The organism is Nonomuraea sp. B10E15 (genome assembly GCF_039871615.1).
Classification (GTDB): domain Bacteria; phylum Actinomycetota; class Actinomycetes; order Streptosporangiales; family Streptosporangiaceae; genus Nonomuraea.
In genome coordinates this window covers 173541-198595 of the sequence record NZ_JBDPMB010000012.1, presented here as the reverse complement: position 1 = coordinate 198595, position 25055 = coordinate 173541, and the positions used below count along the sequence as shown (strand labels likewise).

The window sequence follows — 25055 nt, the reverse complement described above, 5'->3', positions numbered from 1 at the left end:
ATGGACGACCCTGCGAACGGCCCCGGTAACGGAATCGCCGGCTTCCGGCTCACCCAGCACACCTGGGTGACCGAGCTCGGCAACTGGATCGACGCCATCTCCCCCGACGGCCGCAGGGCCGGGGCGCTGCTGTTCGATCCCAAGATCATCGTACTGCCCGGTGTCCGCGACCGGGTCGTCCAGTCGGTGATGACCGACCAGCGGCTCGTGCTCGCCGGCCTGACCGGGCTGATCCCGGTGGCCGACGTCGTGGCCACCGGCGAGCAGGTGTGGCTGCTCACCGCGCAGGCGGCCGGCCCCACCGTGGCCGACCTGCTCGCCTCGGGGCCGATCCCCGCCGACGGCGCGGCGGCCGTACTGGTGGAGACCGCCCAGACCCTGCTCGCGCTGCACGCGTCCGGGGTCACGCACGGCTCCGTGCATCCGCGCACGGTGGTGATCACGGCGGAGGGCGCCGCGCTGCTGTCGGAACGCGGCCTGTCCGACGCCGTCCGCGGCCAGGCCTCCCCACCCGCGCGGGACGCGACCGGCTGGGCGTCCCTGGCGCGCGGGCTGGCCGCCTCCTGCGAGCAGAGCACGCCGGAGGCCGCCGGGCTGTTCACCCGCGCCGCCACCTCGGCCACCACCCTCGGCCTGGCCGCCGCCAGGGACACGCTGGTCACCGGACGTTCGGCGCTGCCCGGCGGCACGGTCAGCAGGGACGCGCTGGCCCGGGCGGCCCGCGGCAGGTCGGCGTTCGCGCAGCCGCCCGCGCACGCGCGGGCGCCGGTCGTGCCGCGGGACGAGGGCGACGTCGTCACGCTGCTGCACGTGCCCGGCCGTTCCCCTGGGCCCGTGCGGTTCGGGCCGGGGGTGGGCACGGAGCCGCAGCGCCCGCAGACCACGGCCGAGCGGATCTGGCGGGACGGGCGCGGCGAACCCGCCGCGCGCCCGAAGCAGGCGGGCAGGGCCTCGCGAGCCCGGCGCCGGCGTACGATCCTGTCCACCGCGGTGTTCGCCGCCGTCATGGCGGGGGCGATCCTGGCCTGGTACAGGCTGGGCGGAACGCCCGGCCTGGCGATCACGTCGGTCGAGGTGACGGCGCCGGAGAAGACCCAGGGTTGCGACAGCTCCGTCCTGGTCACCGGCACGGTGGTCACCAACGGAGCGCCCGGCGAGATCGCCTTCGAATGGCGCAAGAGCCTGGACGAGGAGGTCGTCAAGGGGACGCTGCGCGCCAGGGCCGGCGAGACGTCGTACGCGCTGCCGCTGCGCTGGAAGCTGCAGGGGAAGAGCACCGTCAAGGCCACGGCGACGCTGCGTGTCCTCACGCCGGGCCCCGTGCGATCGGGCGAGGCGACCTTCACCTACAAGTGCTGAGCGCCGGGGCCGGCTGCCAGGAGAGCTCTCACTCCCGGCTCGAAGGGGTCACGGGCCGGCCGCCGTACCGGGAAGTCCGAGTTTCGCGTGAGAGAGGACTAATCTGGCGAACATGACCACGCAGACCCCCGCGGGGTGGTACCCGGACCCCTATGGAGAGCCCCGGCTGCGCTGGTGGGACGGCAGCCAGTGGACCGACGCCACCCACGCGCAGGAGCCGGCCGCCGGCGCCCCCCAGCAGCCGGTCACCGGGCCCCAGGCGCACGGCCCCGATCTCCAGCCGCCCGGTTTCGAGCCCCCGTCGCAGGGTCCGGGGCCCAGGTCACCCGGTTCCGGACCGCAGCCGGACCCTGGCTGGTCGGCGACGCCGGCCAACCCCACGCTGCAGTACGGCGGGCCGACGTACGGGCAGTCGGCCTACGGCCAGCCCGCGCCGCCCGCGCAGCAGTGGGGCGGCGTTCCGCTGCCGGGGCCCGGCCACGGCCCGCCGCCCAGGCAGGGCAATCCGATGCCGTGGGTGTTCGGCGGGCTGGCGGCACTCGTGGTGGTCGCGCTGATCGTGGTCGGAGGCGTCGTCCTCGTCAACCGCGGCGGCACCGAACCCATGGCCGGCCCGTCGCCCACCGACACGTTCCAGCCGGACCCGCCCACCAACGATCCCCCGTCGAACCAGCCGCCGCCCAGCCAAGGCGCCGTCGAGCTCCCGCAACCGGTGAGCGGCCGCGTCACCGACCCGCAGGCCGGGGTCTCCTTCGAGGCGCCCGACGACTGGACGGTGCCCGAGTCCAGCGCCATCAACGGCCCCGACCCCGCCCAGCAGAAGTGGTCGAGCGGGGTGCAGAAGGTCTCGCACGAGAACTACGAAGGCGACGGCGACTGGATCGGCAACGTCTACGCGGGCGTGCTCAACCCGATCTACCCCTACACCGGCGCCTCCCGTCTGGGTGACACGGCCAAGGCCGTCTTCATGAACTTCGGCAGGTACTACCGGCTCGCGCACGAGAGCAAGATCGTCGAGGACAAGGCGATGAAGATCGGCGACAGTGACGCCTGGATCCTGCAGTTCGAGCTCGACTTCAGCAAGGTGTCGGAGGAGAACGACTACAAGTGGAAGAAGGAGAACGGCGCTATCGTGCTCATGGACCGCGGCGACGGCCGGCGGCCGGCCATCGTCTACGTCTCCGTCCCCGACAATCTGGGCACCGATGTGGTGGGTGACGTCATCGACTCGCTCAAGCCCGCATGACCGGTGGCACTAGGCTGGTGGGGGTAACAAGCGGGCGGATTGCTCCGAGCCGCTGTGCGAGGAGAGCGAATGAGTGACTTGCTGGTCTGGATCGACTGCGAGATGACCGGGCTCGACCTCGGGCGCGACGCGCTCGTCGAGGTGGCGTGCGTCATCACCGACAGCGAGCTCCGGCAGCTGGACGAAGGCGTCGACGTGGTCATCAAGCCGCCGCCCGAATCGCTGGAGCAGATGTCGGAGGTCGTGCGCGAGATGCACACCGCCTCCGGGCTGCTTCCCGAGCTGCCGGGCGGCGTGACGCTGGCGGAGGCCGAGTCCCTCGTGCTCGACTACATCCGCCGCCACGTGCCCGAGCCGAAGAAGGCGCCGCTGTGCGGCAACTCCATCGGCACGGACCGCACGTTCATCGCCCGCGACATGCCCGGGGTCGATGCCTATTTGCACTACCGGATGGTGGACGTTTCGTCGATCAAGGAACTGGTCCGCCGGTGGTATCCCCGGGTCTACTTCGCCGCCCCGGAAAAGCAGGGCGGACACCGTGCTCTGGCGGATATCAAGGAGAGCATCAGGGAGCTTCGCTACTACCGCGCGGCGATCTTCGTGGCCCAGCCGGGGCCCGATTCTGCCACCGCGAGATCGCTTGCCGAGCGTGTCGGAGACTAAACCAGTGGCGTAAAGACTCCCGAACACCGCTACACTTTTCTTGTGCCACCGCGCAGCGGCGGCCATGGTGGGTGTAGCTCAGCTGGTAGAGCGCCAGGTTGTGGTCCTGGATGTCGAGGGTTCAAGTCCCTTCACTCACCCTGAACGAACGGCCGGTCCTTCGGGACCGGCCGTCGTCGTTTTCTTCCAACAACGCCCCCAAATCCTGACAATGCGAGTTATGCTCGCTGTCTACCGCTAACGCCGGAGCACGGGGGCCATCGGCGATCTGACCGTCTGCGCGCCCCCGGAGGCCGGATGAGAGTCGACGACGCAGCGTTCGATAGCGTGTTCACGTCCTTGAGCAAACGCGAAGCCGAGGTCATGGACCTGATCGCCACTGGCCAGTCCAACGGTCAGATCGCGCAGCGCCTGTTCCTCAGCGAGAAGACGGTGAAAAACCACGTCAACCGTATCTACGCGAAGCTCGGCGTCAGCTCACGCGTCACCGCCATCGGGTTGTGGCAGTCACGCCAGAAGTAGCCGTCCGCGCCCGGGAACGCCCACCGGAACGGCTTCGCCGGTGGGCCGTGCCCCTGCGCCCCTGACCTCCTGACCGGCCGCGCCGCACGGCTGCGGCGCGCCCATGCTCCCCGGCCGGGTTCGTCGCACCCGCCCTTGGCCGATCCGCCCCTTGAGGCCACGTCCCGGCGGCCGCGCAGGAGGAGCGCTCTTCTCCCCGTGGTGGTTTAAAAGCCGCTGTCGGTGCCATAGGGATGCATGACGCCGTTTCGCGGGGAGAGGACTGTCATGACGAGGAGACCACGAGTCATCGTCGTAGGAGCCGGCTTCGCCGGTCTGAACGCGACCCGGGAACTGGCCAAGGGCGGCGCGCTGGTGACGCTCGTCGACCGCAACCCCTACTCGACCTTCCAGCCGCTGCTCTACCAGGTGGCCACGGCGGGGATGGGAACGGCCGACGTGTCCTATCCGATCAGGACGTTCGCGGCCAGGTGGCCGAACGTGCGGGCCCGCCGGGCGGCGGTGAGCAAGGTGCTGCCCGCGGAGCGGCGGGTGGAGTTCGAGGACGGCAGCGGGCTCGACTACGACTACCTCGTGCTGGCCACGGGCGTCACCACCAACTGGCTGAACGTGCCGGGCGCGCCGGAGAACGCGTTGCCGATCTACTCCCTCGGTGACGCGGCGGCGCTGCGCCGGCGGCTCCAGCACTACCTGGAGGACACCGCGGCGGGCCGGCGCGAGAGCACGCACGTCGTGGTGGTGGGTGCGGGCGCGACCGGCGTCGAGATGGCGGGCACGCTGGCCGAGCTGCGCCGGCACACGACGCCGCTGACGCATCCCGAGCTCCGCCCCGACCAGACCAGCGTGACGCTCGTCGAACGGTTCGACTTCGTGTTGTCGCCGTACAAGCCGCGGCTACGCGACGCGGCGGCCGAGGCGCTGCGCAGGAGAGGGGTGCAGCTGCGCCTGGGGGCGACGGTGGCGTCCGTGGAACCGGACGCCGTGGTGCTGTGCGACGGCACGCGGCTGCCGAGCGACGTGACCGTGTGGGCGCTCGGCGTCGCCGCGCCCAAGCAGGTGTCCGACTGGGGCCTGCCGCAGGGCAAGGGAGGCCGGGTGACGCTGACGGAGGCGCTGAACGTACGCGACCATCCCGAGATCTTCGTGGCCGGCGACCTGTCGGGACAGCCGGACCCGCTGCCCCAGCTCGCCCAGCCCGCGATCCAGATGGGCAAGCACGTGGGCCGGCAGATCCTGGCCGCCGCGCACGGCGGGCCGCTGCGGCGCTTCTCCTACCGCGACCCGGGCATCATGGCCACCGTCGGCAAGGCCGAGGCGGTGTTGCAGCTCGCCAACGGGATGACCATGCGCGGGTTGCCCGCCTGGCTGGTGTGGATCTTCGTGCACGTGGCGTACCTGCTGGGCGGGCGCAACCGGGTCAATGTGCTGATCAACTTCTTCTGGCGCTACTTCGGACCGCGCCGCACCGCCACCAGCGTCACGCAGTGACGCCGCTCAGAGCGCCTCGGACAGGGCCGCCATGCCGTGGTCGATGTCGCTCTCCAGGATGTTCAGCGCCGGCCGCAGGCGTACGGACCGGGGGCCGCACGGCAGCACCAGCACCCCCTGGTCCTCCCTGAGCCTGGCCACCAGGGCGTCGCGGGCGGCCCTGTCGGGCAGGTCGAACGCGCACATGAGGCCCCGGCCGCGGACGTTCGCCACCGATTCGGGGCGCTCGGCCTCCAGCTTGGTGAGGCGTTCGAGCAGCACGGTGCCGAGGGTCGCGGCGCGCTGGATGAGGCCGTCGCGCTCGATGATCTCGAAGATGCCCCTGCTGCGCACCATGTCCACCAGGCCGCCGCCCCAGGTGGAGTTGATGCGGCCGCTCACCTGGAACACGTTGTCCGGCACCAGGTCCACCCTGCGACCGGCCATGATCCCGCCGACCTGCACCTTCTTGGCGAACGCCACCACGTCGGGCTCCAGCCCGAGCTGCTGGTAGGCCCACGGCGTCCCGGTCGTCCCGCCGCCGGTCTGCACCTCGTCGAGGACGAACAGGGCGTCGTACTCGTGGCACAGGCGCTGCATGGCCTGGAGGAACTCCGGTCGCATGTGGTTGTCGCCGCCTTCGCCCTGGACGGGCTCGGCGATGAAGCAGGCGATGTCGTGGGGGTGGCGTTCGAACGCCTCCCTGGCCTGGGTGAGGGCGCGCTGCTCGGCCGCCTCGACGTCGCCGAAGTGGATGGCGGGCACGTCGATGCGCGGCCAGTCGAACATGGGGAACCGGTCGGTCTTGCCCGGCTCGGTGTTGGTCAGGCTGAGGGTGTAGCCGCTGCGGCCGTGGAAGGCCTTGGTCAGGTGCAGAACCTTGGTGCCGAGGTCGCGTGAGCGGCCCTCGGCCTCGTTGCGGCGGCTCTTCCAGTCGAAGGCCGTCTTGAGCGCGTTCTCGACGGCGAGGGCGCCGCCTTCGACGAAGAACAGGTGCGGGAGCGCGGGGTCGCCGAGCACGCGGACGAAGGTGTCGACGAAGTCGGCGAGGTGCTCGGTGTAGATGTCGGGGTTGGCCGGCTTGTTGCGGGCGACCTGGCCGAGGAGCTGGGTGAAGTCGGCGTCGAAGGGCGGGTTCACGCCGAGGGGGGCGGAGGCGAAGAAGGTGTAGAAGTCGAGGTAGCGGCGGCCGTCGCGGGCGTCGACGAGCCAGGAGCCGCGGCTGAGCTCCAGGTCGAGCACCAGGCGGTAGCCGTCGACGAGCAGGTGGTGGGCAAGGCGGGTGTGCACGTCCATGGCGCCTCCACGTAGGGTCGTACGTTCCTTTCGAGGAACGCCTTCTCACACATAAAATTTACGGCACACGTGGACTGGAAGTGAAGTTCTTCACGCGAAGCGCCAGAGCGACCTCGGCGATGCCATACAGGATGGCGAAGATGCCGAGGAGCCAGACGAGGCTGAGCAGGCCCGGCCCAGGCCAGATGAGCAGCAGGACGCCGAAGATCACCGACAGGATGCCGCCGACGATGAGCATCCACTCGTTCTCGATGTCCTTGCGCAGCTGGATCCCGGCGATGGCCTCGGCGACGCCGGCGACGATGGCCCAGAAGGCCACGACGTAGAGCAGGGCGATGGAGGTGATCCCCGGCCAGGCGAACGCCACCACGCCGGCCACGATGCCGACGATTCCGGAGATGAGCAGCCAGATCCGCGACCCGGCGCCGTGACGGAAGGCGGACAGCAGCGCGAACACCCCGTTCACCAGGACGTACGCGGCGAAGAAGATCACCAGCACGAGCAACGTCATGCCCGGCCAGATGAGCGCCAGGAAGCCGAAGACGATGGCCGCGAGGCCACGGATCAGCAACATCCACCACGAACTTGCGATATCACCCATACTGGTCTGTTTTCCGAGAAACACCCGAGAACAGACCAGCACCGGGTCAAATGTCAGTGACCCGGCCGTCGTCGCCGGCCACGGGTCGCCGCCGCGCTCACCCGTGCGAGTAGACCACGATCGAGACCGCGATGTACTGCACCAGGTAGGCGGCGACGGTGCAGGCGTGGAAGACCTCGTGGAAGCCGAACCAGCGGGGCGCCGGGTCGGGACGGCGCAGGCCGTATACGATCGCTCCGGCCGAGTAGAACACGCCGCCGACGGCCACCAGCACGACGGCGGCCACGCCCGCGCCCTGCAGCAACTGCGGCATCACGAAGATCGCGGTCCAGCCCAGCGCCAGGTAGAGGACCGTGTAGAGCCAGCGCGGGGCGCTCATCCAGAACACCCGGAACAGCACGCCGGCCAGCGCTCCGCCCCAGATGACGGAGAGCACCGCGACCCTGGCCACCCCGTCGAGCGCCAGCAGGGCGAAGGGCGTGTAGGTGCCGGCGATGATCAGATAGATGTTGGCGTGGTCGAACCTGCGCAGGAACTCCGCCAGGCGGGGACCCAGCGTGCTGCGGTGGTAGGTGGCCGAGATGCCGAACAGCAGGGCCGAGGTGATCGCGTAGACGGCGGAGGCCAGGCGGGCCTGCAGGGTCGGGCCGAGCGCCACGAGCACGAACCCCGCGACCAGCGTGACGGGCAATGCTCCGGTGTGCAACCAGCCCCGCAGCCGTGGCTTGACGGTGAGGGTCGTCATGGGAACCTACGGTACCGTAGGTTTGTTCCCTCACGCGGCCGGCCCCTCAGCTCAGAGGCAACAGAGGTCACAGCCCGTTGAGGAACCGGGCCGCTATGGGGACGGCCGCCCGGCGCCCCGATCCCCCATGCCGGACGAACACGCAGAAGGCCAGGTCATCGCGGTAACCGATGAACCATCCGTGTGGCCCCTCGCCGTCCACGGCCTCGGCCGTGCCCGTCTTGCCCGCCACGCCCTCGGGCAGCCCGGCCTCACTGGCCGTGCCGTGATCGACCACGGCGGCCATCATGTCGCGCAGCGCGCTCACGACCGCCTGGTCCATGGGCACGTCGTCGTGCGGCGGACCGTCGATGCGGCGTACCAGCTCCTTCGACAGCAGCCGGGGCGAGCGCCAGACGCCGCTCTGCACGGCGGCGGCCAGCGTGGCCATGCACAGCGGGGTGGCGACCACCTCACCCTGGCCGATCGCGTCCGCGGCGAACATGTCGAGATCGTCGGTGTCGGGCATGGCGCCGCAGGTCCCGCCGATGCCGGTCGCGATGGGCCGGCCGAACCCCCACAGGTCCGCGGTCTCGCGCAGCGCGCCGGCGTCGATCCTGGTGGTGGCCTGCTGGACGAAGGTCGTGTTGCACGAGTGGGCGAACGCGTCGGCGAAGCTGACGACGCCGCGGTCCACCTGGCCGTCGTTCTGGAAGGCGCGGTGGAACGGGATGGTGTACGTGCCGGGACACTCGACCTGGGCCGACGGGTCGAGCCCCGACTTCAGCAGCGCGGCGGCGGTGATCGTCTTGAAGACGGAGCCGGGCGGGAAGACGTCCCGTACGGCGCTGTAGTTGTTCCTGAGGCGGTCGGCCAGCGCCAGGATCTCGCCGGTGCTCGGCCGGATGACGATGACCGCCGAGTCGTCCACCCCGTCCAGAGCCCTGGCGGCCGCCGCCTGGACCGGGCGCGACAGGGTGGTGCGCTCGACGTTCGCCTCGGGCGCGCGGGCCAGCACCCGCCTGGCGGGCCGGCCCGGGACCCTGGACACCAGCTCCCAGCCGTGATGGGCGGTCTCGAACTCGGGTTTGAGCGGATCGAGGTACGCCTCCGCGTAGCTGTCGTTGGGGATCTTGTGGCCCTCTCTGGTGACCAGTTCGGCCGCCGGCGCCTCGACCTCGCCCAGCTCCAGCGTGCCGCCGTCCTTGAGCAGGGGGTGCAGCGTCTCGGGCGCCCACAACACCTTCCAGGCCCGCTCGCGCACGCCGAGCCGTAACACGCCGGTGAACGGCCACGCCCCGAGCTCGGCGAGCCGGCGCACCCCCGAGAACGACACCTCGGCACTCTCGTCGCCCGCGCTTTTCACCTGGCCGGGAGTGAGCTGGATGGACTCGACGTGCAACTCCTCCGTCAGCGCGTAGTGCCGCTGGGAGAAGTCGGGGGGCGGCCGGTGCACCAGGCGGACCATGCCCAGGACGTCGCCCTCGCGCCACGCCGTGAAATACGCCGCGGCGGTCTCGGACGCGCTCCCCCGGACCCGGCTCGACGCCATCACGGCGAACGCACCCGCACCGAGCACCGCGACAAGAGCGACAACGAGCACCATCAGTCTTCTTCGTCGCATACGGTTCTCCCAGGAGGGATCAGCGTGGCACGTGGACAGCGGGAACCGATGCCCGGCCTTTATCCGGTGACGTTCGGCGAGATCGAACTTCTCCGGGATCTGGACAGGCAGGACGGCTGGGTGCTGTCCAAGGATGGCGTACCTCAGTCGTACGTAGACCTACAAGACCCGACATTTCTGGAATTCGAGTATGTCCGGCTCATGGCGGACGTGATCGACCTCCTGGCGGAAGGGCCGCTGAGCTGCCTCCACGTGGGCGGCGGCGCCTGCACGATCCCCCGTTACGTCGCCGCCACCCGCCCCGGCTCCCGCCACATCGTCATCGAGCCCGACGGCCTGCTGGTCAACCTCGTACGCGAGCAGCTGAACCTCCGGTCCGTCCCGAAACTGAAGGTCATCGTCGACGGAGGCCGCGCGGGCACCGCCAAGATCTGGGACGCCTCGGCCGACCTGGTGGTGCTCGACGCCTTCTCCGGCGCGACGATGCCGGTGGAGCTGGCCACGACCGAGTACATGGGCGACATCGCGCGCGTCCTCCGCCCGTCGGGCACCCTGCTGATCAACCTGGCCGACGGCAAGGGCCTGGCGTTCGCCCGGCGCCTGCTGGCCACCGTGACGGCCACCTTCGGCCACGTGGCCCTGATGGCCGAGCCGGGGATCATGCGCGGCCGCCGCTTCGGCAACCTCATCGTGGCCGCGTCCCGCACCGCGCTCCCGCTCGACCTGCTGAGCCGCAGGGCGGCCGGGGGCCTGACGCAGGCGCGCTGCGTGCACGGCGAGGCGCTGACCAACTTCGTCGCCGGGGCCGCCCCCATCAACGACGGCGACCCCGTCCTGGCGCCCGTCCCCCCACCCGCCGTCTTCGGCTGATCCCGAACCACCCCGCCCGCACGCGCCCCGCTCCGGGCGGGGCCGACCTGTGCCCGGAAATCCCTCTCGCCCTCTTGCTCAAAAAGTGATATCACTTAGATAGCAACGTGAAATCAGCAGAGAAGGAGACCGGCCATGAGCGGCACAACAGGCGGGGTCGCAGTCGAAGGGGCCGTCATCGACATGCCGGCGCCGCGCACGAGCGAGCGCCCGGTCCGGGCGGCCAACGGGTTCGTGATGGCCGGCGTGTCCACGCTGGTCACGCTCGCGGGGGTGGCCCTGCTCGTCGTGGCCATCGCCATGCTCGCCTCGGGGGCAGGGCAGGGCGGCGTGTGGCTGCTCGTGGCGTCCGTGCTGGCGATCCTCATCGGCATCGTGCTGTCCTTCGGGCTCACCGCGGTGGCCCCGGGTGAGGCCAGGGTCGTGCAGCTGCTCGGCCGCTACGTCGGCACCCTGCGCACGCCCGGCCTGCAGTGGGTCAACCCGATCACCCTGCGGCGGCGGGTGTCCACCAGGATCCGCAACCATGAGACGGACGTGACGAAGGTCAACGACGCGGACGGCAGCCCCATCCAGATCGCGACCGTCGTGGTCTGGCAGGTGGAGGACACGGCGCAGGCGGTCTTCGAGGTGGACGACTTCGTGGAGTTCGTCGCCATCCAGGCGGAGACGGCGGTGCGCCACATCGCGGGCAGCTACCCGTACGACTCGCACGGCGAGCCGCGGTTGTCCCTGCGCGACAACGCCGACGAGATCAACGAGAAGCTGTCCGCGGAGATCTCGATCAGGGTGGCCGCGGCCGGGGTGAAGGTCATCGAGTCCCGCATCATCCACCTGGCCTACGCGCCGGAGATCGCCCACGCGATGTTGCGCCGCCAGCAGGCCGGCGCGGTGGTGGCGGCCCGCCAGCGGATCGTCGAAGGAGCGGTCGGCATGGTCGAGACGGCGCTGGCCAAGCTCGCCGAGCACGAGGTGGTCGAGCTGGACGAGGAGCGCAAGGCCGCCATGGTGAGCAACCTGCTCGTGGTACTGGTCGGCGATCGTGACACCCAGCCGATCGTGAACACCGGAACGCTCTACCAGTAAACGTCGTGGAACGGAAGAAGATCCTCCTGCGGCTCGACCCGGTGGTCCACGACGCGCTGGCCAGGTGGGCTTCCGACGACCTGCGCAGCACCAACTCGCAGATCGAGTTCCTGCTGCGCAGGGCCTTGTCGGAGGCCGGGCGCCTGCCCGACGGCGTGGGTCGGATGCGGCCCCGCGGACGCCCCCGGAAGAACCAGGAAAGCCAGGAGGAAACCCAGGAGGACAAGGAGCCGCCGGATGAAGACGGAGATACAGGTGAAGCGGGATGAGTCCCTGCCGAGGTCGGCGTTCCTGCTCGCCTTCGACCTGCGCAAGGAACGACTGGCCAACCGCGGCGAGCTGGGCTACCTGCTGCGCGCGGCGGCGCTGGCCGAGCTGCTGGTGGCCGGCAACCTGACGGACGACGCGGGCATGGCGCGGGCGGTCATCGCCCCCGTCGACCCCGGCCCGCTCCAGGCGGCCGTGTGGGAGCAGATCTCCAACTCCCCACCCAAGTCGTGGCGGCAGTGGATCCGCAAGGACCGCGCGGACGCGTTCCGCCTCGTCCGCGACGAGCTGGAGGCCGCCCGGCTCATCCGGGTGGAGCGGCGGCGGGTGCTGCTGTTCCCCGTCGAGCGGATCACGCCGCGAAGGCCGTACCTGTCGCGCAAGCTCGCCGAGCGCGTCAGCAGGGCCGCGCTCGGCGGCCGGCCCGTGAGCCGCCTCGACCAGGACGTCCGGATCCTGGCGGCCCTCGCGGCGGCGGCCAGGCTGAAGATCATGCCGCCGGCGCGGGAGCAACGCCACCACGGCAGGAGACGGATCGAGCAACTGTCGGAGCCGGTCGAACCGGTGGCCACCGCGCTGCGCAAGGCCGTGCAGGCCGCTCACGCCAGCAGCGAGGGCTGAGCGGGGGCAGCACGCTACGACGGGTCGGGTCCCAGGTAGGCGAGGACGGCGGCCACCCTGCGGTGCACGTCCCCGCTGTTCTCCAGGCCGAGTTTGGTGAAGATGGCGTTGACGTTCTTCTCCACCGACGAGATCGACAGGTGCAGGGCCCGGGCGATGGCCGAGTTCGAGCGGCCGTGCGCCATTTCCCGCAGCACGTCGCGCTCGCGGCCGGTCAGCTCCTCCCGCTGGCCGCGCACGTCACGCCTGGCCAGCAGGCCCTCCACCACCTTCGGGTCGATGACCGAGCCGCCCGAGGCCACCGCGTTGATCGCGCCGAGCAGCTCGTCCAGATCCCCCACCCGGTCCTTCAGCAGGTAGGCGTAGCCCTCGGTGCCGTGCTTGAACAGCTCGAACGCGAACAGCGCGTCCGCGAACTGCGACAACACCACCACCCCGACGCCCGGGTGGGCGGAGCGGATGCGGTGGGCGGCGTCGATGCCCTCGAAGCCCGGCCGCCACTCCCCTCCCGGCATGCGGATGTCGGTGATCACGACGTCGGGGCTGAGCCGGCGTACGGCGTCGAGGAGTTCGTCGGCGTTGCCCACCGCGCCCACGACCGCCACCTCGCCCGACATCTCGAGCAGCCGGCGGGTGCCCTCGCGCACCAGATAGTGGTCGTCGGCCACGACCGTGCGGATCGGCTCACTCATCGACCGGCACCCACGCGTTCACCCGTGTCCCCTTCCCCGGCTCGCTGCCGACGGCGAGGCCGCCGCCGAGGGCGTCCAGCCGGTCCGACAACGTCGCCAGTCCCCTGCGCCGCGTGAGCGCGGCGTCGAAGCCCTTCCCGTCGTCAGTGACGGCGGCGGTCAGGCGGCCGCCCGCCCGCGACAGGCGTACGTCTATGGTCGCGGCCTTCGCGTGCTTGAGCGCGTTGGCCACGGCCTCGCTCACCGTGAAGTACATCGCACCTTCTATCTCGTCGGTGAAGCGCCTCGACCGCAGGTCCGGGGACGAGGTCACCGTCGTGCGCACGGGCAGGCGCGAGCAGCGCTCCTCGACGGCCTCCACCAGGCCGCCCTGGCTGAGGGACGACGGGTGGATGCCGGCTGCCAGCTCGCGCAGGTCGGCGAGCGTCTGGCGGGCCTGCTCGCGCAGGTGGGCGAGCATGTCGGCGCCCGCTCCCGTGGCGCGGGCCAGCTCGATGCCGGCGATGAGGGCGACGAGCTGCTGCTGGACGCCGTCGTGGATGTTGCGTTCGATGCGGCGGCGTTCGGCCTCCTGCGCGTTGACCAGCCGGGTGACCAGCCCGGCGCTCTGGATCGCCAGGCCCGCGGGCACGGCCAGCGCCTCCAGGAGCCGCCGGTCCTGGGCGGTCAGCGGTCCGGCGTCCCTGGGGCCGCATTCGATGTGCCCGAGACCGCCGCGTACCGGCATCGTCAGGGCGGCCGGGCCCTCCGCCCGGCCCGCCACCACGCGGGTCCCGTCGGCGAGCGTCACGGCCGCCCATTCGAGCTCCAGCCCGGCGCGCACCGCGGCGGCCAGCCGGCCGAGCTGCTCCACCGGCTCCGGCGTGTCCTCCAGCGCGGTGCCCAGGTCCGACAGCATCTCACCGACCGTCGGCCGCACGTCGAACACCAGGTGCAGGCGCGACCCCCTGATGCCGAACCGGATGTCGAGCAACCGGTGCCGCACGATCGCCACCCCGAGGGCGGCGGGAAGGGATCCGACCAGCGCAAGGCCCGCGATCGCCGTGAGGGTCGGCGTGCTCAGCCCGAGAAGGAAGAGCGACGTCAGCACGCCGCCCGCAGCGGTCGCGGCGACGCCCGCGACCATGCACGCGTACTGCCCGCGCTCGGGCGGCTCGCTGCGCCGCCAGCGGAGCACCAGGCCGCAGAACACGACCCCCGCGATGACCCACGTGACGAACTGCCCGAAGCCGCCCACCGAGGCCGCGACCAGGCGGTCAGCCGGCAAGGACGTCATCGCCGGGCTGCCGGGATCCAGCCCGGCCATCGCCGTGCCGATGCCGTGCACGGCGATCGCGAGGCCCGAGATCCACGGGACGGCCCGCCAGCGCCTCGAGGGCAGCCGGCCGTCGGGGAACAGCAGCGGGACGAAGATCCAGGTCAGCCCGTAGAACAGCGCGTACGCGACGGTGGACACGTGGTTGAACAGTCCCGCGGGGGCGCCGGAAGCGGTCAGCCCCACGCCGAGCGTGCCGATCCCCAGCGACAGGCCGGCCGCGAGCAGGACCCAGCCGTAGCGGATCTCCGGACGTCTGAACGCCAGCAACCAGCCCACGGCGGGCAGCATCAGGACGATCATGATGGACACCAGCGCCACCAGTGAGGACGGCCAGCCTCCCACCAGCGACATGCCCGCCACGATCCCCATGGCCGAGGCCACCGCGAGCAGCCCGGCCACCAGCCTGGATGTCATAAGCCTCCATCGTCATGGGGGATCGGGAGGGCGTCTATGAGGTTATCCGCATATTTCCTACGGACAGCCTCACCTGCGAGAACGGCGGTCCACCTGGTGGCCCGCAACCCCGCGCTCCGGTTCGCTGGTGATACGCCGAAGTCGAGGTCGAAGGAGCCCCCTCATGAACATCCCGTCGAAGCCCACCCGGGTTCTGGCGACTGCCGCGGTCGCGGTCTCCATGACGGCCTGCGTGAACCAGCCCATTCCCGCTGGGGCCGCGAGCGTCCCGGCAGCCACCGTGCCGGCGACCGCCGTCGCCGCGCCCGGAATCCCTGACACGCCCGCAGGCAAGCAGCTGGCCTGGCTGCTCGACGCGTTGGCCTCCCCGCCGGTCCCGGAGGCGGAGATCGGCAAGCACTTCGCCGCCGACTTCCTCAAGGGAACCCCGGCCAAGGTCATCAACCAGGTCCTGACGAGTTTCAAGGGCATGCGGCTGGAGAAGGTCACGACGTCGAGGGAGGACGCGCTGATCGCCCTGGCGACCGAGGGCGAGTGGCGACACGAGATCTCGCTGTCGGTGGACACCGCCGGGCTGATCAACGGCCTGCTGTTCCGTGCGCCCGCCCCCAAGAGCTGGGCGGAACTGGACGAGCGGCTGAAGAAGGCGGCGCCGCAGGCCGGTTTCCTCGCGGCCGAGGTGGCCGGGAACGGGGCCAAGAACGGGAACTGCCGCCCCGTGCACGCCATCGCCCGCGACAGGAAGCGCCCGCTGGGCTCGATCTTCAAGCTGTACGTGCTCGGCACCGTGGCCCAGCGCATCAAGGCCGGCGCGTTCAGCTGGGACACCGAGCTCACCATCACCCCCGAGCTGAAGAGCCTGCCCAGCGGCGAGCTCCAGGACCGGCCCGACGGCAGCAAGGTCACCGTGATGGAGGCCGCCAAGCTGATGATCTCCATCAGCGACAACACGGCCACCGACCTGCTGATCCACAAGGTGGGCCGCAAGGCGGTCGAGCGCACCATGCGCGCCTGGGGCGCCACCGACAAGCGCAACTTCCCGCTGCTCAAAACGCGGGAACTGTTCGTGCTCAAGGGCGCCGACTATCCCCGCCACGCCAAGAGGTACCTGTCGCTGAGCACCGCGAAGAAGCGGGACTACCTGGAGAAGGTCGTCGCCGAGGTCCCGCTGACCCGCGTCAAGGCCTGGACCAAGCCGCGTGAGCTGGACACGATCGAGTACTTCGCCTCGCCCTCCGACATCTGCCGTGCCCAGGCCCAGCTGATCAAGATGGACGACAAGCAGGTCGACAAGGCCATGTCGGTCCCCGCCTCGGCGCTCGGGCTCGACCCGAAGCAGTGGCCGACGGTGTGGTACAAGGGCGGCTCGGAGCCGGGCGTGCACGACCAGAGCTTCCTGGCTCGCACCTCCGCCGGGAAGACGTACGTCGTGACCTCGATGGCGGTCAACCCGAAGGCGGCGTTCGACGACGGGAAGCTGGGCGCCGAGCTGACCGCCCTGGCCCGCGGCGCCTTCCCCCTGGCCGACGGCTCCTGAGCACGCGGCTGCGGAACCGGACCGGGGCCTCACGCGCCATGCGTGTGAGGCCCCGGTCCGGCGACTTCGCGCAGGCGGCGCGGCTTACAGGAAGCCGTCCCCGTCGAAGAGGTCTCCCATTTCGACGGTGTTGCCGAGGTTGACGGAGGGACCCGCCTGGTCGGCCACGGTGGAGTTGGACACGATGACCGCGGCGCTGGAGCCCGTTCCGATGCTGTTGCCGACCTCGGTCGCGGTGTTGCCGACGATCTGGGAGTTCCTGACCGAGATGGTGCCCTGGGTGTAGACGGCGCCTCCCTTGGCGGCGGAACTGCCGGTGATGACGCTGTCCTGCAACGTCAGGGCACCCCCGGTGTCGACGAGGATCGCGCCGCCGTTCGCGCCGTTGACCCGGCCGTTACGGAGAGTGACCCGGTTGAGGGTGAGCTTGCCTCCGCGCTTCACCTGGAAGAAGCGGAAGGCCGAGGCGTACGCCGCCCTTTCGATGGTCGCGCCGTTGCCGTTGACCGTGACATCCGCCCTGATCACTGGCAGCCCGTTGGCGCCGTTGTCGGCGTTTGCCAAGCGATAGACGCAGCCGGCCTGGAGGTCCAGAGTCCCGCCGACGGTGTTGGCCCTCTCGATCGCGCGCTTCAACGCGGCATCCGAGCAGGTGACGGGGGCCGCGACGGCGGGAGTGGCGACGGGCCCGAGAGCCGCCCCCGCCAGGGCGACGACCGTGCAGACTTTGGACGTGAATCGCATGTGGACTCCTGTGTTTTGCGAAAAGCCTGGTGGCTGTGACCGGCTCGGACAGGAACCAGGGGGCCTGACGCGCTCTTCACGCCCACCGTCGGGCCCAGGTCGGGTCGCCGCAGGAGCACGGCATGGGCATGCGGTGTGTGCCGGCGGGCGGGTGAGAGGGTACGACTCGCCGGTTCCATCACCGAACGTAATCGACCGTGCCGAGCGTGTAACGCTACGACGCGCACAACTCCGCCAAGGACTCGTCACCCTACGGGAAAGCGGCCGGCACACGGCGTCGGCCCGCCTCCTGAGCGTTCGGGAGGCGGGCCGAGAGAGAAATCGGGACGTGTCACACCTTGGCGAGCGTCAGGCAGGCGACGCGGTCACCCGCCATGCCGGCCTCGGACCCCTTGGGCGTGGTGGGCTTGGAGTGGATGACCAGCGAGCTCGGCAGCTTGTCGGGGTCGAGCGCCCAGTCGTTGCGGGCCGTCGAGCGACCGGCCCCCTCGTCGTCGGTGCGGATGTCGAGCCAGACCTCGCTCTCCGGATTGATCTTGCCCGGGTTGTGCTGGAAGTGCGGACCGGAGTCGTCGGGCTTCTTCCCGCACGGCTTGGTGTGCAGGTGGACGCCGTAGCGCCGGTCGGGCAGCAGGCCCTCCGCGACGAGCGAGGTCGTGGTCTCGTCTCCTGACGACTCGACGGTGACGCTCGCCTGGGCGCCCTTCGGGGCGAGCTTGCGGTCGTAGGCGATGGCCGAGGTGTCGTCGTCGGTGAACTCGCCGGAACCGGACAACGTGATCGCGCTCTCCGGGCTCTTGGCGGCCTCGGGACCGGCCGCGTTCTGGACCGGGGCGGGCGGACCCGCGCAGGCTCCGGCGCAGGCGACGGCGAGCAGGACGAGCGGAAGTTTGGACACGCGCATGAGACCCCCATGGTTCGAGCCCCTCCGGCATGAGGGCTCCGAGAGGCACCCACTCTAACGAGTGACCGGCCGATCACATAACGTGTTGGGGGAACCGGTACCAGGTTGTGTGGCGGCCGTCAGCCGACGTGGGCGCGGGTTTCCGCGAACGCCCGGTCCGTGCCTTCCAAAGCCTTGGCCACGTCGTCCTCCGTGTGCGCCGCCGACATGAACCAGTTGTGCCACGGGTGCAGGTAGACGCCGTGCCGCAGGCAGGCGTCGCTCCAGTGCATCGCCACGGACAGGTCGGCGTCGCCGTCGAAGCTGAGCCACGGGATCGTGACCGGTCCCGTCTGGTTCACGGCGAACCCGTGCGACTTGGCCTGCGCGTAGAGCCCCTCGCGCAGTCGCGCGCCCGCCCGCTCCATGGCGGCGATGCCGTCCGTGTCGCGCAGGGTCTCGATGGTGGCCTTGGCCGCCGCCATCGCGACCGCCGAGAACCAGAACGACCCCGTCGAGTACAGCGTCTGCGCCGGGCCGCGCAGCGCGTCCGTGCCGGTCACGGCGGCGATCGGGTAGCCGTTGGCCATCGCCTTGGACCAGGCCGTCAGGTCGGGGCGCACCCCGTACGGCTCCCACGAGCCGCGCAGGTCGACGCGGAACCCGGCCCGCACGTCGTCGATCACCAGGGCGGCCCCGAGTCGGTCCGCCAGGGCGCGGGCGCCGCGGGCGAAGGCCGGCTCCACCAGTTCCTGGTCCTCGAACGAGTCGTGTTTGAAGGGGGTGACGATGATCGCCGCCACGTCCCCTTCCACGGTCGCCGCGGCGGCCTCCAGCGACTCCAGCGAGTTGTAGGTGAACTCCACCAGGTCGGCCCGCTCGTTCGGCGTCGTGCCCGCGGGTGACGGCGTGCACCAGGGGTCGGCCCCGTGGTAGGCGCCGTGCGCCATCAGCACCTTCGCCCGCCCGGTGGCGGCCCTGGCGACCATGAGCGCCTGCGTGGTGGCGTCGGTGCCGTTCTTGGAGAACATCGCCCAGTCGGCGCTCGGCACCGTGTCCACCAGCAGCTCGGCCAGCTCCACCATGATCGGCCCGGGCCCGTTGAGGCAGTCGCCGAGCGCGGCCTGGCGGGCGGCGGCCTCCTCCACACGGGGGTGCCGGTGCCCGAGCACGACGGGGCCCCAGCTGCACATGAAGTCGATGTACTCCCTGCCGTCGGCGTCCCACTGCCGGCAGCCCTCGCCGCGTTCGAAGAACTGCGGGAAGCCGGGGGCGAACAGGGCGGCGTTGAGGTGGCCGTACATGCCGCCGGGGACGACCTTCGAGGCCCTGCGGCGGAGTTCTGCGTCGGTCATCTTGGGGTCCTTACAGGAGGCTGAGGGTGGATGCGAGGTCGGTGAGGCCGGCGTCCGAGCCGAGGCCGGTGGCCACGCGGGCGGCGGCGGCCGTGCCCCAGCGGGCGGCGACCGGCACGTCCTGGCCGTGCAGCAGGCCCGTGAGGAAGCCGGCGCAGTAGGCGTCGCCGCAGCCGGTCGTGTCGGCCACCTCCGCCTTGATCGCGGGCACCCGCTCCGCGCCGTCCGCGGTCACGACGAGGCTGCCCGCCGCGCCGAGGGTGACGAGCACGCCGCGCGGCCCGCGGGCCAGCAGGGCGTCCGCGGCCGCCGCGACGTCGGTGGCGCCCGTCATGAGGAGGGCCTGCGACTCGTTGGGCAGGACGTAGTCCACGTGGGGCAGGAACGCCGTGGCCATGTCCAGCAGGTCGGGCATCTCCGAAAGCAGGTCCATCGTGACGATCGTCCCGGCCGCGCGTACCTCGTCCAGGAGCGCGAAGAAGGCCGGGTCGCCCAGGCCGAACGTGACGTCCATCCCGCCGAGGTGGATCGCCCGCGCGCCCCGCAGCACTTCGCGGTCCAGGTCGGCGTACGTCACCCCGAGGTTCGCGCCGGGCACGTGAAAGCTGGGCCGGCCGCCCTCGGGCCTGATGGGCAGGATCGACGCGGCGGTCTGCTCCCCCGCCCTGCGGGCGAGGCGCGAGACGTCCACGCCGCGCTTGGTGAGCACCGCCAGCAGGAAGTCGCCCAGCTCGTCGTCGCCGACGGCGCCCATGGTGACCACGGAGTTGCCCAGCTTGACCAGGTCGACCGCCGTTCCCGCGGCGGCGCCCGCGGCGGTGAGGCGGATCTGGTCGACCAGCACGGTGTCCTGGCCGTCGGGGATGTGCTCGACGGGTCTGGCGAGGATGTCGACGATGTGCACGCCGACGGTGGCGACGGTCATGGTTTAAATAGACAGACGTCCGAATAAAAAGTCAATATGGTGAGGTACGCCTACGAGAGGGGCTACCCGATGCCGAAAATCGTCGACCACGACGAACGCAGGCGCGAGGTCATGGCGGCGGCCGGCCGGGTGATCGTCAGGGACGGCATCGACGCCGCCACCACGCGGGCCATCGCCAAGGAGGCCGGCTACTCCAACGGGGTCCTCGCCCACTACTTCGCTGACAAGGACGAGATCCTGCTCTCTGCGCTGCGCCAGTCGCACCAGCGCATCCGCGCCCGGCTGACCGCCAAGGTCGAGGGCGCGACAGGGCTGGCCGCGCTGCGCGAGCTGCTGCTCGACAACCTGCCGCTGGACGACGAGCGCGGCCGGGAGACCCGGCTCGAGGTCAGCTTCTGGAGCCGCAGCCTGACCTCCGAACGCCTGGCCGAGGTCCAGCGGGCGGAGGCGGCCGAGCTGCGCGCCGCCGTACGCGACCTGCTCGGGCAGGCCCGCGCGGCCGGCGAGCTGCGCCCGGACGGCCACCGGGACGAGCACTGCGACGATCACCGGGACGAGTACCGGGACGACGAGCTGGACGACCTCGCCGAGCACCTGCTCGCCCTGGTGGACGGCCTCAGCCTGCACCTGCTGCTCTACCCCGGCCGGCTCACCCGGGAGGGCGCGGAACGCATCATGCTGGGCGCCCTCGACCGCCGCTAATTGCCGCTTTTCGGACGACCCGCTACATTCGACGCACATGAGCCTCCGCGAGCAGCTGTGCGAGTACGGGCGGCGGGCCGTCGAGCTCGGCCTGGTCATCGGCACCTCGGGCAACCTGAGCGTGCGCCAGGGCGACCTGGTGGCGGTCACGCCCTCAGGGGTGGCGCTCGACCGGCTGACGCCCGAGTTGTGCCCGATCGTGGACGTCTCGGGCCACCTCGTCGAAGGCGACGCCCAGCCGTCCAGCGAGACCCCCATGCACCTGGCCGTCTACGAGGCCACGGACGCGCTGGCCGTGGTGCACACGCACTCCGTGTTCGGGACGGTCGTGGCCACCACGATGACGGAGCTGCCGCCGGTGCACTACAACGCGCTGGCGCTCGGCGGCGTGGTCAAGGTCGCCGAATACGCCACGTACGGCACTCCCGAGCTGGCCGCCAACGTACGGGCGGCGCTGGTGGGCAAGCAGGCGGCCCTGATGGCCAACCACGGCGGGGTGACCATCGGGCCGACGCTGGAGCAGGCGTTCGAGGCGACCCGCCTGCTGGAGTGGTTGTGCGAGGTGTACGTCAGAGGGCTCGGCGTCGGCAAGCCGGCCATCCTCACGGACGAGCAGCTCGCCGCCGTCGTCGACCGCGCCCTCAACCCGCCGGCCTTCCCCCGCCGCCCCTGACCCGCCCGGCCCGGCCGTGCGGTCCGAACGCACCGCCGGTGACGGTCAGGCGAGCGCGGCCTGCTCGGCCAGGCCCAGGGGCAGGCCCCCTGACCCGGCGATCCGGTCGTGGAACTCCTTCGGCGTGCCGCGGAACGACTCCCGGATCCGGTCGATCTCGATCGCGCCCGTGAGGTAGGACGGCGCCTGCGTGGGCCAGGCGCAGTAGCGGTTCACCTCGCCCTGGGCGGTCCCCGGCGACAGCGACGCCTTCGTGGCCATGAACGTCTCGGCCTCCTCGACGGACATGTCCTCGCAGTGCAGCGCGGTGTCCACCACGATCCGGGCGGCGCGGAAGATCCGGCAGTCGAGATGGGCCAGCTCCGTGGCGGGGGTGTCGAAGTAGCCCTGCTCGTGCAGGACCTTCTCGACGTACAGGGCCCAGCCTTCCGTGAAGTACGGGGTGCGGAAGACCTTCCTGACCGGGCGCGGATTGCCCGCCATGTACGACAGATGCCAGTGGTGCCCCGGGTAGGCCTCGTGGACGGCGATCGACGGCATCTGGGCCCGCGAGTTGGTGCGCAGGCGCTGGCGTACCTGCTCGGGGGTGAAGTCGTCGGGCGTGTAGGGGACGAAGAAGACACCCGTGCGTGAGGCGCTCAGCGGCGGCGGCGACAGGTAGTGGGCGACGGACAGGACGGGCCGCGTGTACTCGGCCGACGGCAGCACGTGGCACTCCTCGCCGTCGGCGAACGTGACCAGGTCGTGCTCCTTGACGAACGCGCGGGCCCGCCGGGTCTCCGCCTCGTATTCGGCGCGCATGTCGGCCAGCGTCGGCGGGTGGTCGTCCATGAGGGACTCCATGGCCGCCCGCCAGTCCTCGCCGCCGTTGACCCCGAGCGCGACCTGGCGCATCCGCGCGTCCAGCTCCGCCCAGGCGGCCTTGCCCTTCTCGTGCAGTTCGGCGGCGCCGTACGCGAGCATCTCGCGCTCGCGCAGCAGCGTGGAGTAGAGCTTCTCCCCCATCCGCCAGCTGCCGCCGCACTCGAAGCCCTCCAGGAAGGTGACGAGCTCGTCGAACGCCCGGGCGGCGGGCTCGGCGGCCTCGGCGAGCGTCGCGCGCAGGGCCTCGTCCTGGACCATGGACGGGATCGTGCGGGTGAGGAAGTTGCGGCCGGTGCGGGCCTGGCCGAGCCCGCGCTGGACCAGCAGCGGGGCCGCCAGGTCGGGGTCCAGGTTGGCGCGGCAGGCGGCCAGCACGCCGGGCACCTCGGCGAGACGGGAGACGGCGGCCGTCACCAGCTCGGGCTCCGGCTTGAGGCGGTGCTGGAACGGCGTGAACATCGAGGCGAAGATCGCGGACAGGTAGGTGGCGGGGTCGCGCCGCCATGCGGGCCAGGACGCCAGCGCGATCGAGCCTCTCAGCTGGGAGAGCACCAGGTCTCTGTCGATCGTGTCGTCGAGCGACGTGGTCTCGAGTGCCGACAGGCGGTCGTGCCAGCGGACCTCCTCCTGCTCGCGGGCGGTCCAGGCGGTGGCGGTGAAATCGCCGAGGGTGTGATCGTAGCCGTCCGCCCCCAAAGTGCTGGCGATGACGGGACGGTCGGAAAAGTACCACTTGAGAAACTCGTCCACCGGTGCACCATATCCTGATGAAATGCCCCTGCAGATCACCGGCGCGCTAGGCGACCCTGACCTGATCCGCCTCCCCTGGGAGGTGCCCCTCCAAGACTGGCCGCAGCGTCACCTGGTGGATCTGCCCCGCGGCATCTCGCGTCACGTGGTGCGGTTCGCCAGGCTGTCCGGCAAGGTGTACGCGATCAAGGAGATCAGCGAGCGGTACGCCAAGCGCGAATACCAGTTGTTGTGGGACCTCGCCCGGCTCGACGCCCCCTCCGTGGAGCCCGTCGCGTACGTCACCGGCCGCGAGAACGGGCTCGACGCGGCACTGATCACCAGGCACCTGCAGTTCTCGCTCCCCTACCGCGCGGTCATGTCGGGCACCCTGCGCCCCGACACGCTCACCCGCCTGCTGGACGCGCTGGCCGTGCTGCTGGTCAGGCTGCACCTGAACGGCTTCTACTGGGGGGACTGCTCGCTGTCCAACACGTTGTTCCGCAGGGACGCGGGGGCCTTCGCGGCCTACCTCGTGGACGCCGAGACCGGCGAGATGCACCCGATGATCAGCGAGGGGCAGCGGCGCGGCGACATCGACGTGGCGCACACGAACATCTTCGGCGAGATGCTCGACCTGGAGGCCGGCGGGCTGCTGCACCCGTCGATCGACCCCATGGACACCGCCGAGGACATCGTCGCCCGCTACCACCGCCTGTGGGACGAGATCACCCAGAGCGAGATCATCGAGGAGGTCGACTGGCACCGGGTGGAGCAGCGGATCAGACGGCTCAACCTGCTCGGCTTCGACGTGGCCGAGATGATGGTGCGGCGCAAGGTCGGCACCGGACGGCTGATCGTACGCCCCAAGGTCGTGGACGCGGGGCACCACCAGCGGCGGTTGCTCAGGCTGACCGGGCTCGACGTGGAGGAGAACCAGGCGCGGCGGCTGCTCAACGACCTCGACGGCTTCCGGGTCGCCAAGGGCCTGCGGCACGAGGACGAGGCCATCGTGGCGCACCGGTGGCTGGCGGAGGTGTTCCAGCCCACGGTCGAGGCGATCCCCGCCGGGCTGCGCGGGAAGCTGGAGCCCGCGCAGCTCTTCCACGAGATCCTCGACCATCGCTGGTACCTGTCGGAGGGCGCGGACGCCGACGTGGGACTGGCCGCGGCCGTGAAGTCGTACGTGGACAACGTGCTCGTGCACAAGCCCGACGAGAAGGCCCTGCTCCCCGACGAGGACGCTCGGGCTCAGTAGGCGGCGGTGATGCGGCTGCGCGGGTGGGCGTTCTGCTCCACCTCGTCGGCGATCGCGACCGCGAGGTCCTCGGCGCTGATGGCGCTGCGGCCCCGCTCGTCGGTCAGCAGCATGTCGCCGCCGAGACGGAAGGCGCCCGTACGCTCGCCCGGCGCGAGCTCCGCGGCCGGCGAGACGTAGGTCCAGTCGAGGTCCGTGACCTCCCGGTAGAGCTCGAGCGCGGCACGAGCGGCCAGCGCCTCCTTTTTCAGGCTCTCGGGGAAGCCGGGCGTGTCGACCAGGTCGACACCGGACGGGACCTTGAGGCTGCCGGCGCCGCCCACGACGATGAGCCGGCGCACCCCGGCCGCGCGCACACCCTCGATGAGGGCGCGGTTGGCGGCGAGGAAGGGCGGTCCCGGCTCGGTGCCGTCGCGCGGCGGCGCGATGGCGGAGACGACGGCGTCGTGGCCCTTGGCCAGCGTGGCGGCGTCGCGGACGTCGCCCTTGACGGGCCCGCTGCGGCTGAGGCCGGTCACGTCGTGCCCGCGACCGGCCAGTTCGGCGGCTATGCGCTGACCGAGCATGCCGGTCGCGCCGAAAAGCAGGATCTTCATGGCGTCACGATATCCATCG

Annotated in this window: 25 protein-coding genes and 1 tRNA gene; 14 read left to right on the top strand and 12 right to left on the bottom strand. The window is 71.0% G+C overall.

Annotated features, from left to right (window positions below; all coding sequences use genetic code 11):
* From ABGB14_RS29935 to ABGB14_RS29910, 6 genes are all read left to right on the top strand, one after another.
* The gene (locus ABGB14_RS29935; protein WP_347647166.1) at nt 1–1359 is read left to right on the top strand and encodes a hypothetical protein; all 1359 of its coding nucleotides are present in this window, start codon (nt 1–3) and stop codon (nt 1357–1359) included.
* 112 nt (nt 1360–1471) lie between these two features.
* The gene (locus tag ABGB14_RS29930) at nt 1472–2605 is read left to right on the top strand and encodes a DUF2510 domain-containing protein (RefSeq protein ID WP_347647165.1); all 1134 of its coding nucleotides are present in this window, start codon (nt 1472–1474) and stop codon (nt 2603–2605) included.
* Between the two features lie 69 nt (nt 2606–2674).
* Nucleotides 2675–3268 (top strand): oligoribonuclease, encoded by a 594-nt coding sequence (gene orn / locus ABGB14_RS29925; RefSeq protein WP_347618763.1) that lies wholly within the window; start codon nt 2675–2677, stop codon nt 3266–3268.
* A 67-nt stretch (nt 3269–3335) separates the two neighbouring features.
* Nucleotides 3336–3408 (top strand) — tRNA-His (locus ABGB14_RS29920).
* A gap of 157 nt (nt 3409–3565) precedes the next feature.
* Nucleotides 3566–3790 (top strand): helix-turn-helix transcriptional regulator, encoded by a 225-nt coding sequence (locus ABGB14_RS29915; protein WP_132601090.1) that lies wholly within the window; start codon nt 3566–3568, stop codon nt 3788–3790.
* A gap of 267 nt (nt 3791–4057) precedes the next feature.
* On the top strand, nt 4058–5278 hold the full coding sequence (locus ABGB14_RS29910; RefSeq protein WP_347647164.1) for an NAD(P)/FAD-dependent oxidoreductase: 1221 nt from the start codon (nt 4058–4060) through the stop codon (nt 5276–5278).
* A gap of 6 nt (nt 5279–5284) precedes the next feature.
* Here ABGB14_RS29910 and lat read toward each other — a convergent pair whose 3' ends face one another.
* From lat to ABGB14_RS29890, 4 genes are all read right to left on the bottom strand, one after another.
* A complete protein-coding gene (gene lat / locus ABGB14_RS29905; protein ID WP_347647163.1) occupies nt 5285–6553 on the bottom strand; it encodes an L-lysine 6-transaminase in 1269 nt (422 codons plus the stop codon).
* Between the two features lie 58 nt (nt 6554–6611).
* Nucleotides 6612–7154, bottom strand: coding sequence for an HdeD family acid-resistance protein (locus ABGB14_RS29900; RefSeq protein WP_347647162.1), 543 nt, complete (start codon nt 7152–7154; stop codon nt 6612–6614).
* Nucleotides 7155–7251: 97 nt separating this feature from the next.
* A complete protein-coding gene (locus ABGB14_RS29895) occupies nt 7252–7899 on the bottom strand; it encodes a hemolysin III family protein (RefSeq protein ID WP_347647161.1) in 648 nt (215 codons plus the stop codon).
* A 67-nt stretch (nt 7900–7966) separates the two neighbouring features.
* Entirely contained in the window at nt 7967–9502 is a 1536-nt protein-coding gene (locus ABGB14_RS29890) for a penicillin-binding transpeptidase domain-containing protein (protein WP_347647160.1), read from the bottom strand.
* Between the two features lie 24 nt (nt 9503–9526).
* Between ABGB14_RS29890 and ABGB14_RS29885 the strand changes: the two genes are divergently transcribed.
* The 4 genes from ABGB14_RS29885 (at nt 9527) to ABGB14_RS29870 (ending at nt 12346) form a co-directional block, all read left to right on the top strand.
* Nucleotides 9527–10372, top strand: coding sequence for a fused MFS/spermidine synthase (locus ABGB14_RS29885; RefSeq protein WP_347647159.1), 846 nt, complete (start codon nt 9527–9529; stop codon nt 10370–10372).
* Between the two features lie 135 nt (nt 10373–10507).
* The gene (locus ABGB14_RS29880) at nt 10508–11458 is read left to right on the top strand and encodes an SPFH domain-containing protein (protein ID WP_347647158.1); all 951 of its coding nucleotides are present in this window, start codon (nt 10508–10510) and stop codon (nt 11456–11458) included.
* A 5-nt stretch (nt 11459–11463) separates the two neighbouring features.
* Nucleotides 11464–11727: a hypothetical protein gene (locus ABGB14_RS29875; RefSeq protein ID WP_347647157.1), complete on the top strand. Its 264-nt coding sequence runs from the start codon at nt 11464–11466 to the stop codon at nt 11725–11727.
* Entirely contained in the window at nt 11696–12346 is a 651-nt protein-coding gene (locus ABGB14_RS29870) for a GPP34 family phosphoprotein (RefSeq protein ID WP_347647156.1), read from the top strand. The genes ABGB14_RS29875 and ABGB14_RS29870 overlap by 32 nt, the downstream gene beginning before the upstream one ends.
* 14 nt (nt 12347–12360) lie before the next feature.
* Here ABGB14_RS29870 and ABGB14_RS29865 read toward each other — a convergent pair whose 3' ends face one another.
* Nucleotides 12361–13038 carry a response regulator transcription factor gene (locus tag ABGB14_RS29865; RefSeq protein WP_347647155.1) on the bottom strand — a complete coding sequence of 226 codons (678 nt, stop codon included), beginning with the start codon at nt 13036–13038 and terminating at the stop codon, nt 12361–12363.
* Nucleotides 13031–14770, bottom strand: coding sequence for an ATP-binding protein (locus ABGB14_RS29860; protein WP_347647154.1), 1740 nt, complete (start codon nt 14768–14770; stop codon nt 13031–13033). The genes ABGB14_RS29865 and ABGB14_RS29860 overlap by 8 nt, the downstream gene beginning before the upstream one ends.
* 163 nt (nt 14771–14933) lie before the next feature.
* On the opposite strand from ABGB14_RS29860, the gene ABGB14_RS29855 reads away from it, so the two are divergent.
* Nucleotides 14934–16307 carry a serine hydrolase gene (locus tag ABGB14_RS29855; protein ID WP_347647153.1) on the top strand — a complete coding sequence of 458 codons (1374 nt, stop codon included), beginning with the start codon at nt 14934–14936 and terminating at the stop codon, nt 16305–16307.
* Nucleotides 16308–16391: 84 nt separating this feature from the next.
* Here the strand turns inward: ABGB14_RS29855 and ABGB14_RS29850 are convergent, their stop codons facing one another.
* From ABGB14_RS29850 to ABGB14_RS29835, 4 genes are all read right to left on the bottom strand, one after another.
* Nucleotides 16392–17051 (bottom strand): hypothetical protein, encoded by a 660-nt coding sequence (locus ABGB14_RS29850; protein ID WP_347647152.1) that lies wholly within the window; start codon nt 17049–17051, stop codon nt 16392–16394.
* A 331-nt stretch (nt 17052–17382) separates the two neighbouring features.
* Nucleotides 17383–17955 carry a superoxide dismutase family protein gene (locus tag ABGB14_RS29845; RefSeq protein ID WP_347647151.1) on the bottom strand — a complete coding sequence of 191 codons (573 nt, stop codon included), beginning with the start codon at nt 17953–17955 and terminating at the stop codon, nt 17383–17385.
* A 119-nt stretch (nt 17956–18074) separates the two neighbouring features.
* Nucleotides 18075–19289: an aminotransferase class III-fold pyridoxal phosphate-dependent enzyme gene (locus tag ABGB14_RS29840; protein WP_347647150.1), complete on the bottom strand. Its 1215-nt coding sequence runs from the start codon at nt 19287–19289 to the stop codon at nt 18075–18077.
* A gap of 10 nt (nt 19290–19299) precedes the next feature.
* Nucleotides 19300–20214 (bottom strand): carbohydrate kinase family protein, encoded by a 915-nt coding sequence (locus tag ABGB14_RS29835; protein ID WP_347647149.1) that lies wholly within the window; start codon nt 20212–20214, stop codon nt 19300–19302.
* Between the two features lie 36 nt (nt 20215–20250).
* On the opposite strand from ABGB14_RS29835, the gene ABGB14_RS29830 reads away from it, so the two are divergent.
* Together ABGB14_RS29830 and ABGB14_RS29825 are read left to right on the top strand one after the other, a co-directional pair.
* Nucleotides 20251–20916 (top strand): TetR/AcrR family transcriptional regulator, encoded by a 666-nt coding sequence (locus tag ABGB14_RS29830; RefSeq protein ID WP_347647148.1) that lies wholly within the window; start codon nt 20251–20253, stop codon nt 20914–20916.
* Nucleotides 20917–20953: 37 nt separating this feature from the next.
* Nucleotides 20954–21589 (top strand): class II aldolase/adducin family protein, encoded by a 636-nt coding sequence (locus ABGB14_RS29825; RefSeq protein WP_347647147.1) that lies wholly within the window; start codon nt 20954–20956, stop codon nt 21587–21589.
* A gap of 45 nt (nt 21590–21634) precedes the next feature.
* On the opposite strand, the gene ABGB14_RS29820 is transcribed toward ABGB14_RS29825, so the two are convergent.
* A complete protein-coding gene (locus ABGB14_RS29820) occupies nt 21635–23203 on the bottom strand; it encodes a DUF885 domain-containing protein (RefSeq protein ID WP_347647146.1) in 1569 nt (522 codons plus the stop codon).
* Between the two features lie 22 nt (nt 23204–23225).
* Between ABGB14_RS29820 and ABGB14_RS29815 the strand changes: the two genes are divergently transcribed.
* Nucleotides 23226–24440 (top strand): DUF4032 domain-containing protein, encoded by a 1215-nt coding sequence (locus ABGB14_RS29815; RefSeq protein ID WP_347647145.1) that lies wholly within the window; start codon nt 23226–23228, stop codon nt 24438–24440.
* On the opposite strand, the gene ABGB14_RS29810 is transcribed toward ABGB14_RS29815, so the two are convergent.
* Nucleotides 24434–25036, bottom strand: coding sequence for an NAD(P)H-binding protein (locus tag ABGB14_RS29810; protein WP_347647144.1), 603 nt, complete (start codon nt 25034–25036; stop codon nt 24434–24436). The two genes, ABGB14_RS29815 and ABGB14_RS29810, sit on opposite strands and share 7 nt — an antisense overlap.
* Between the last annotated feature and the right edge of the window lie 19 nt (nt 25037–25055).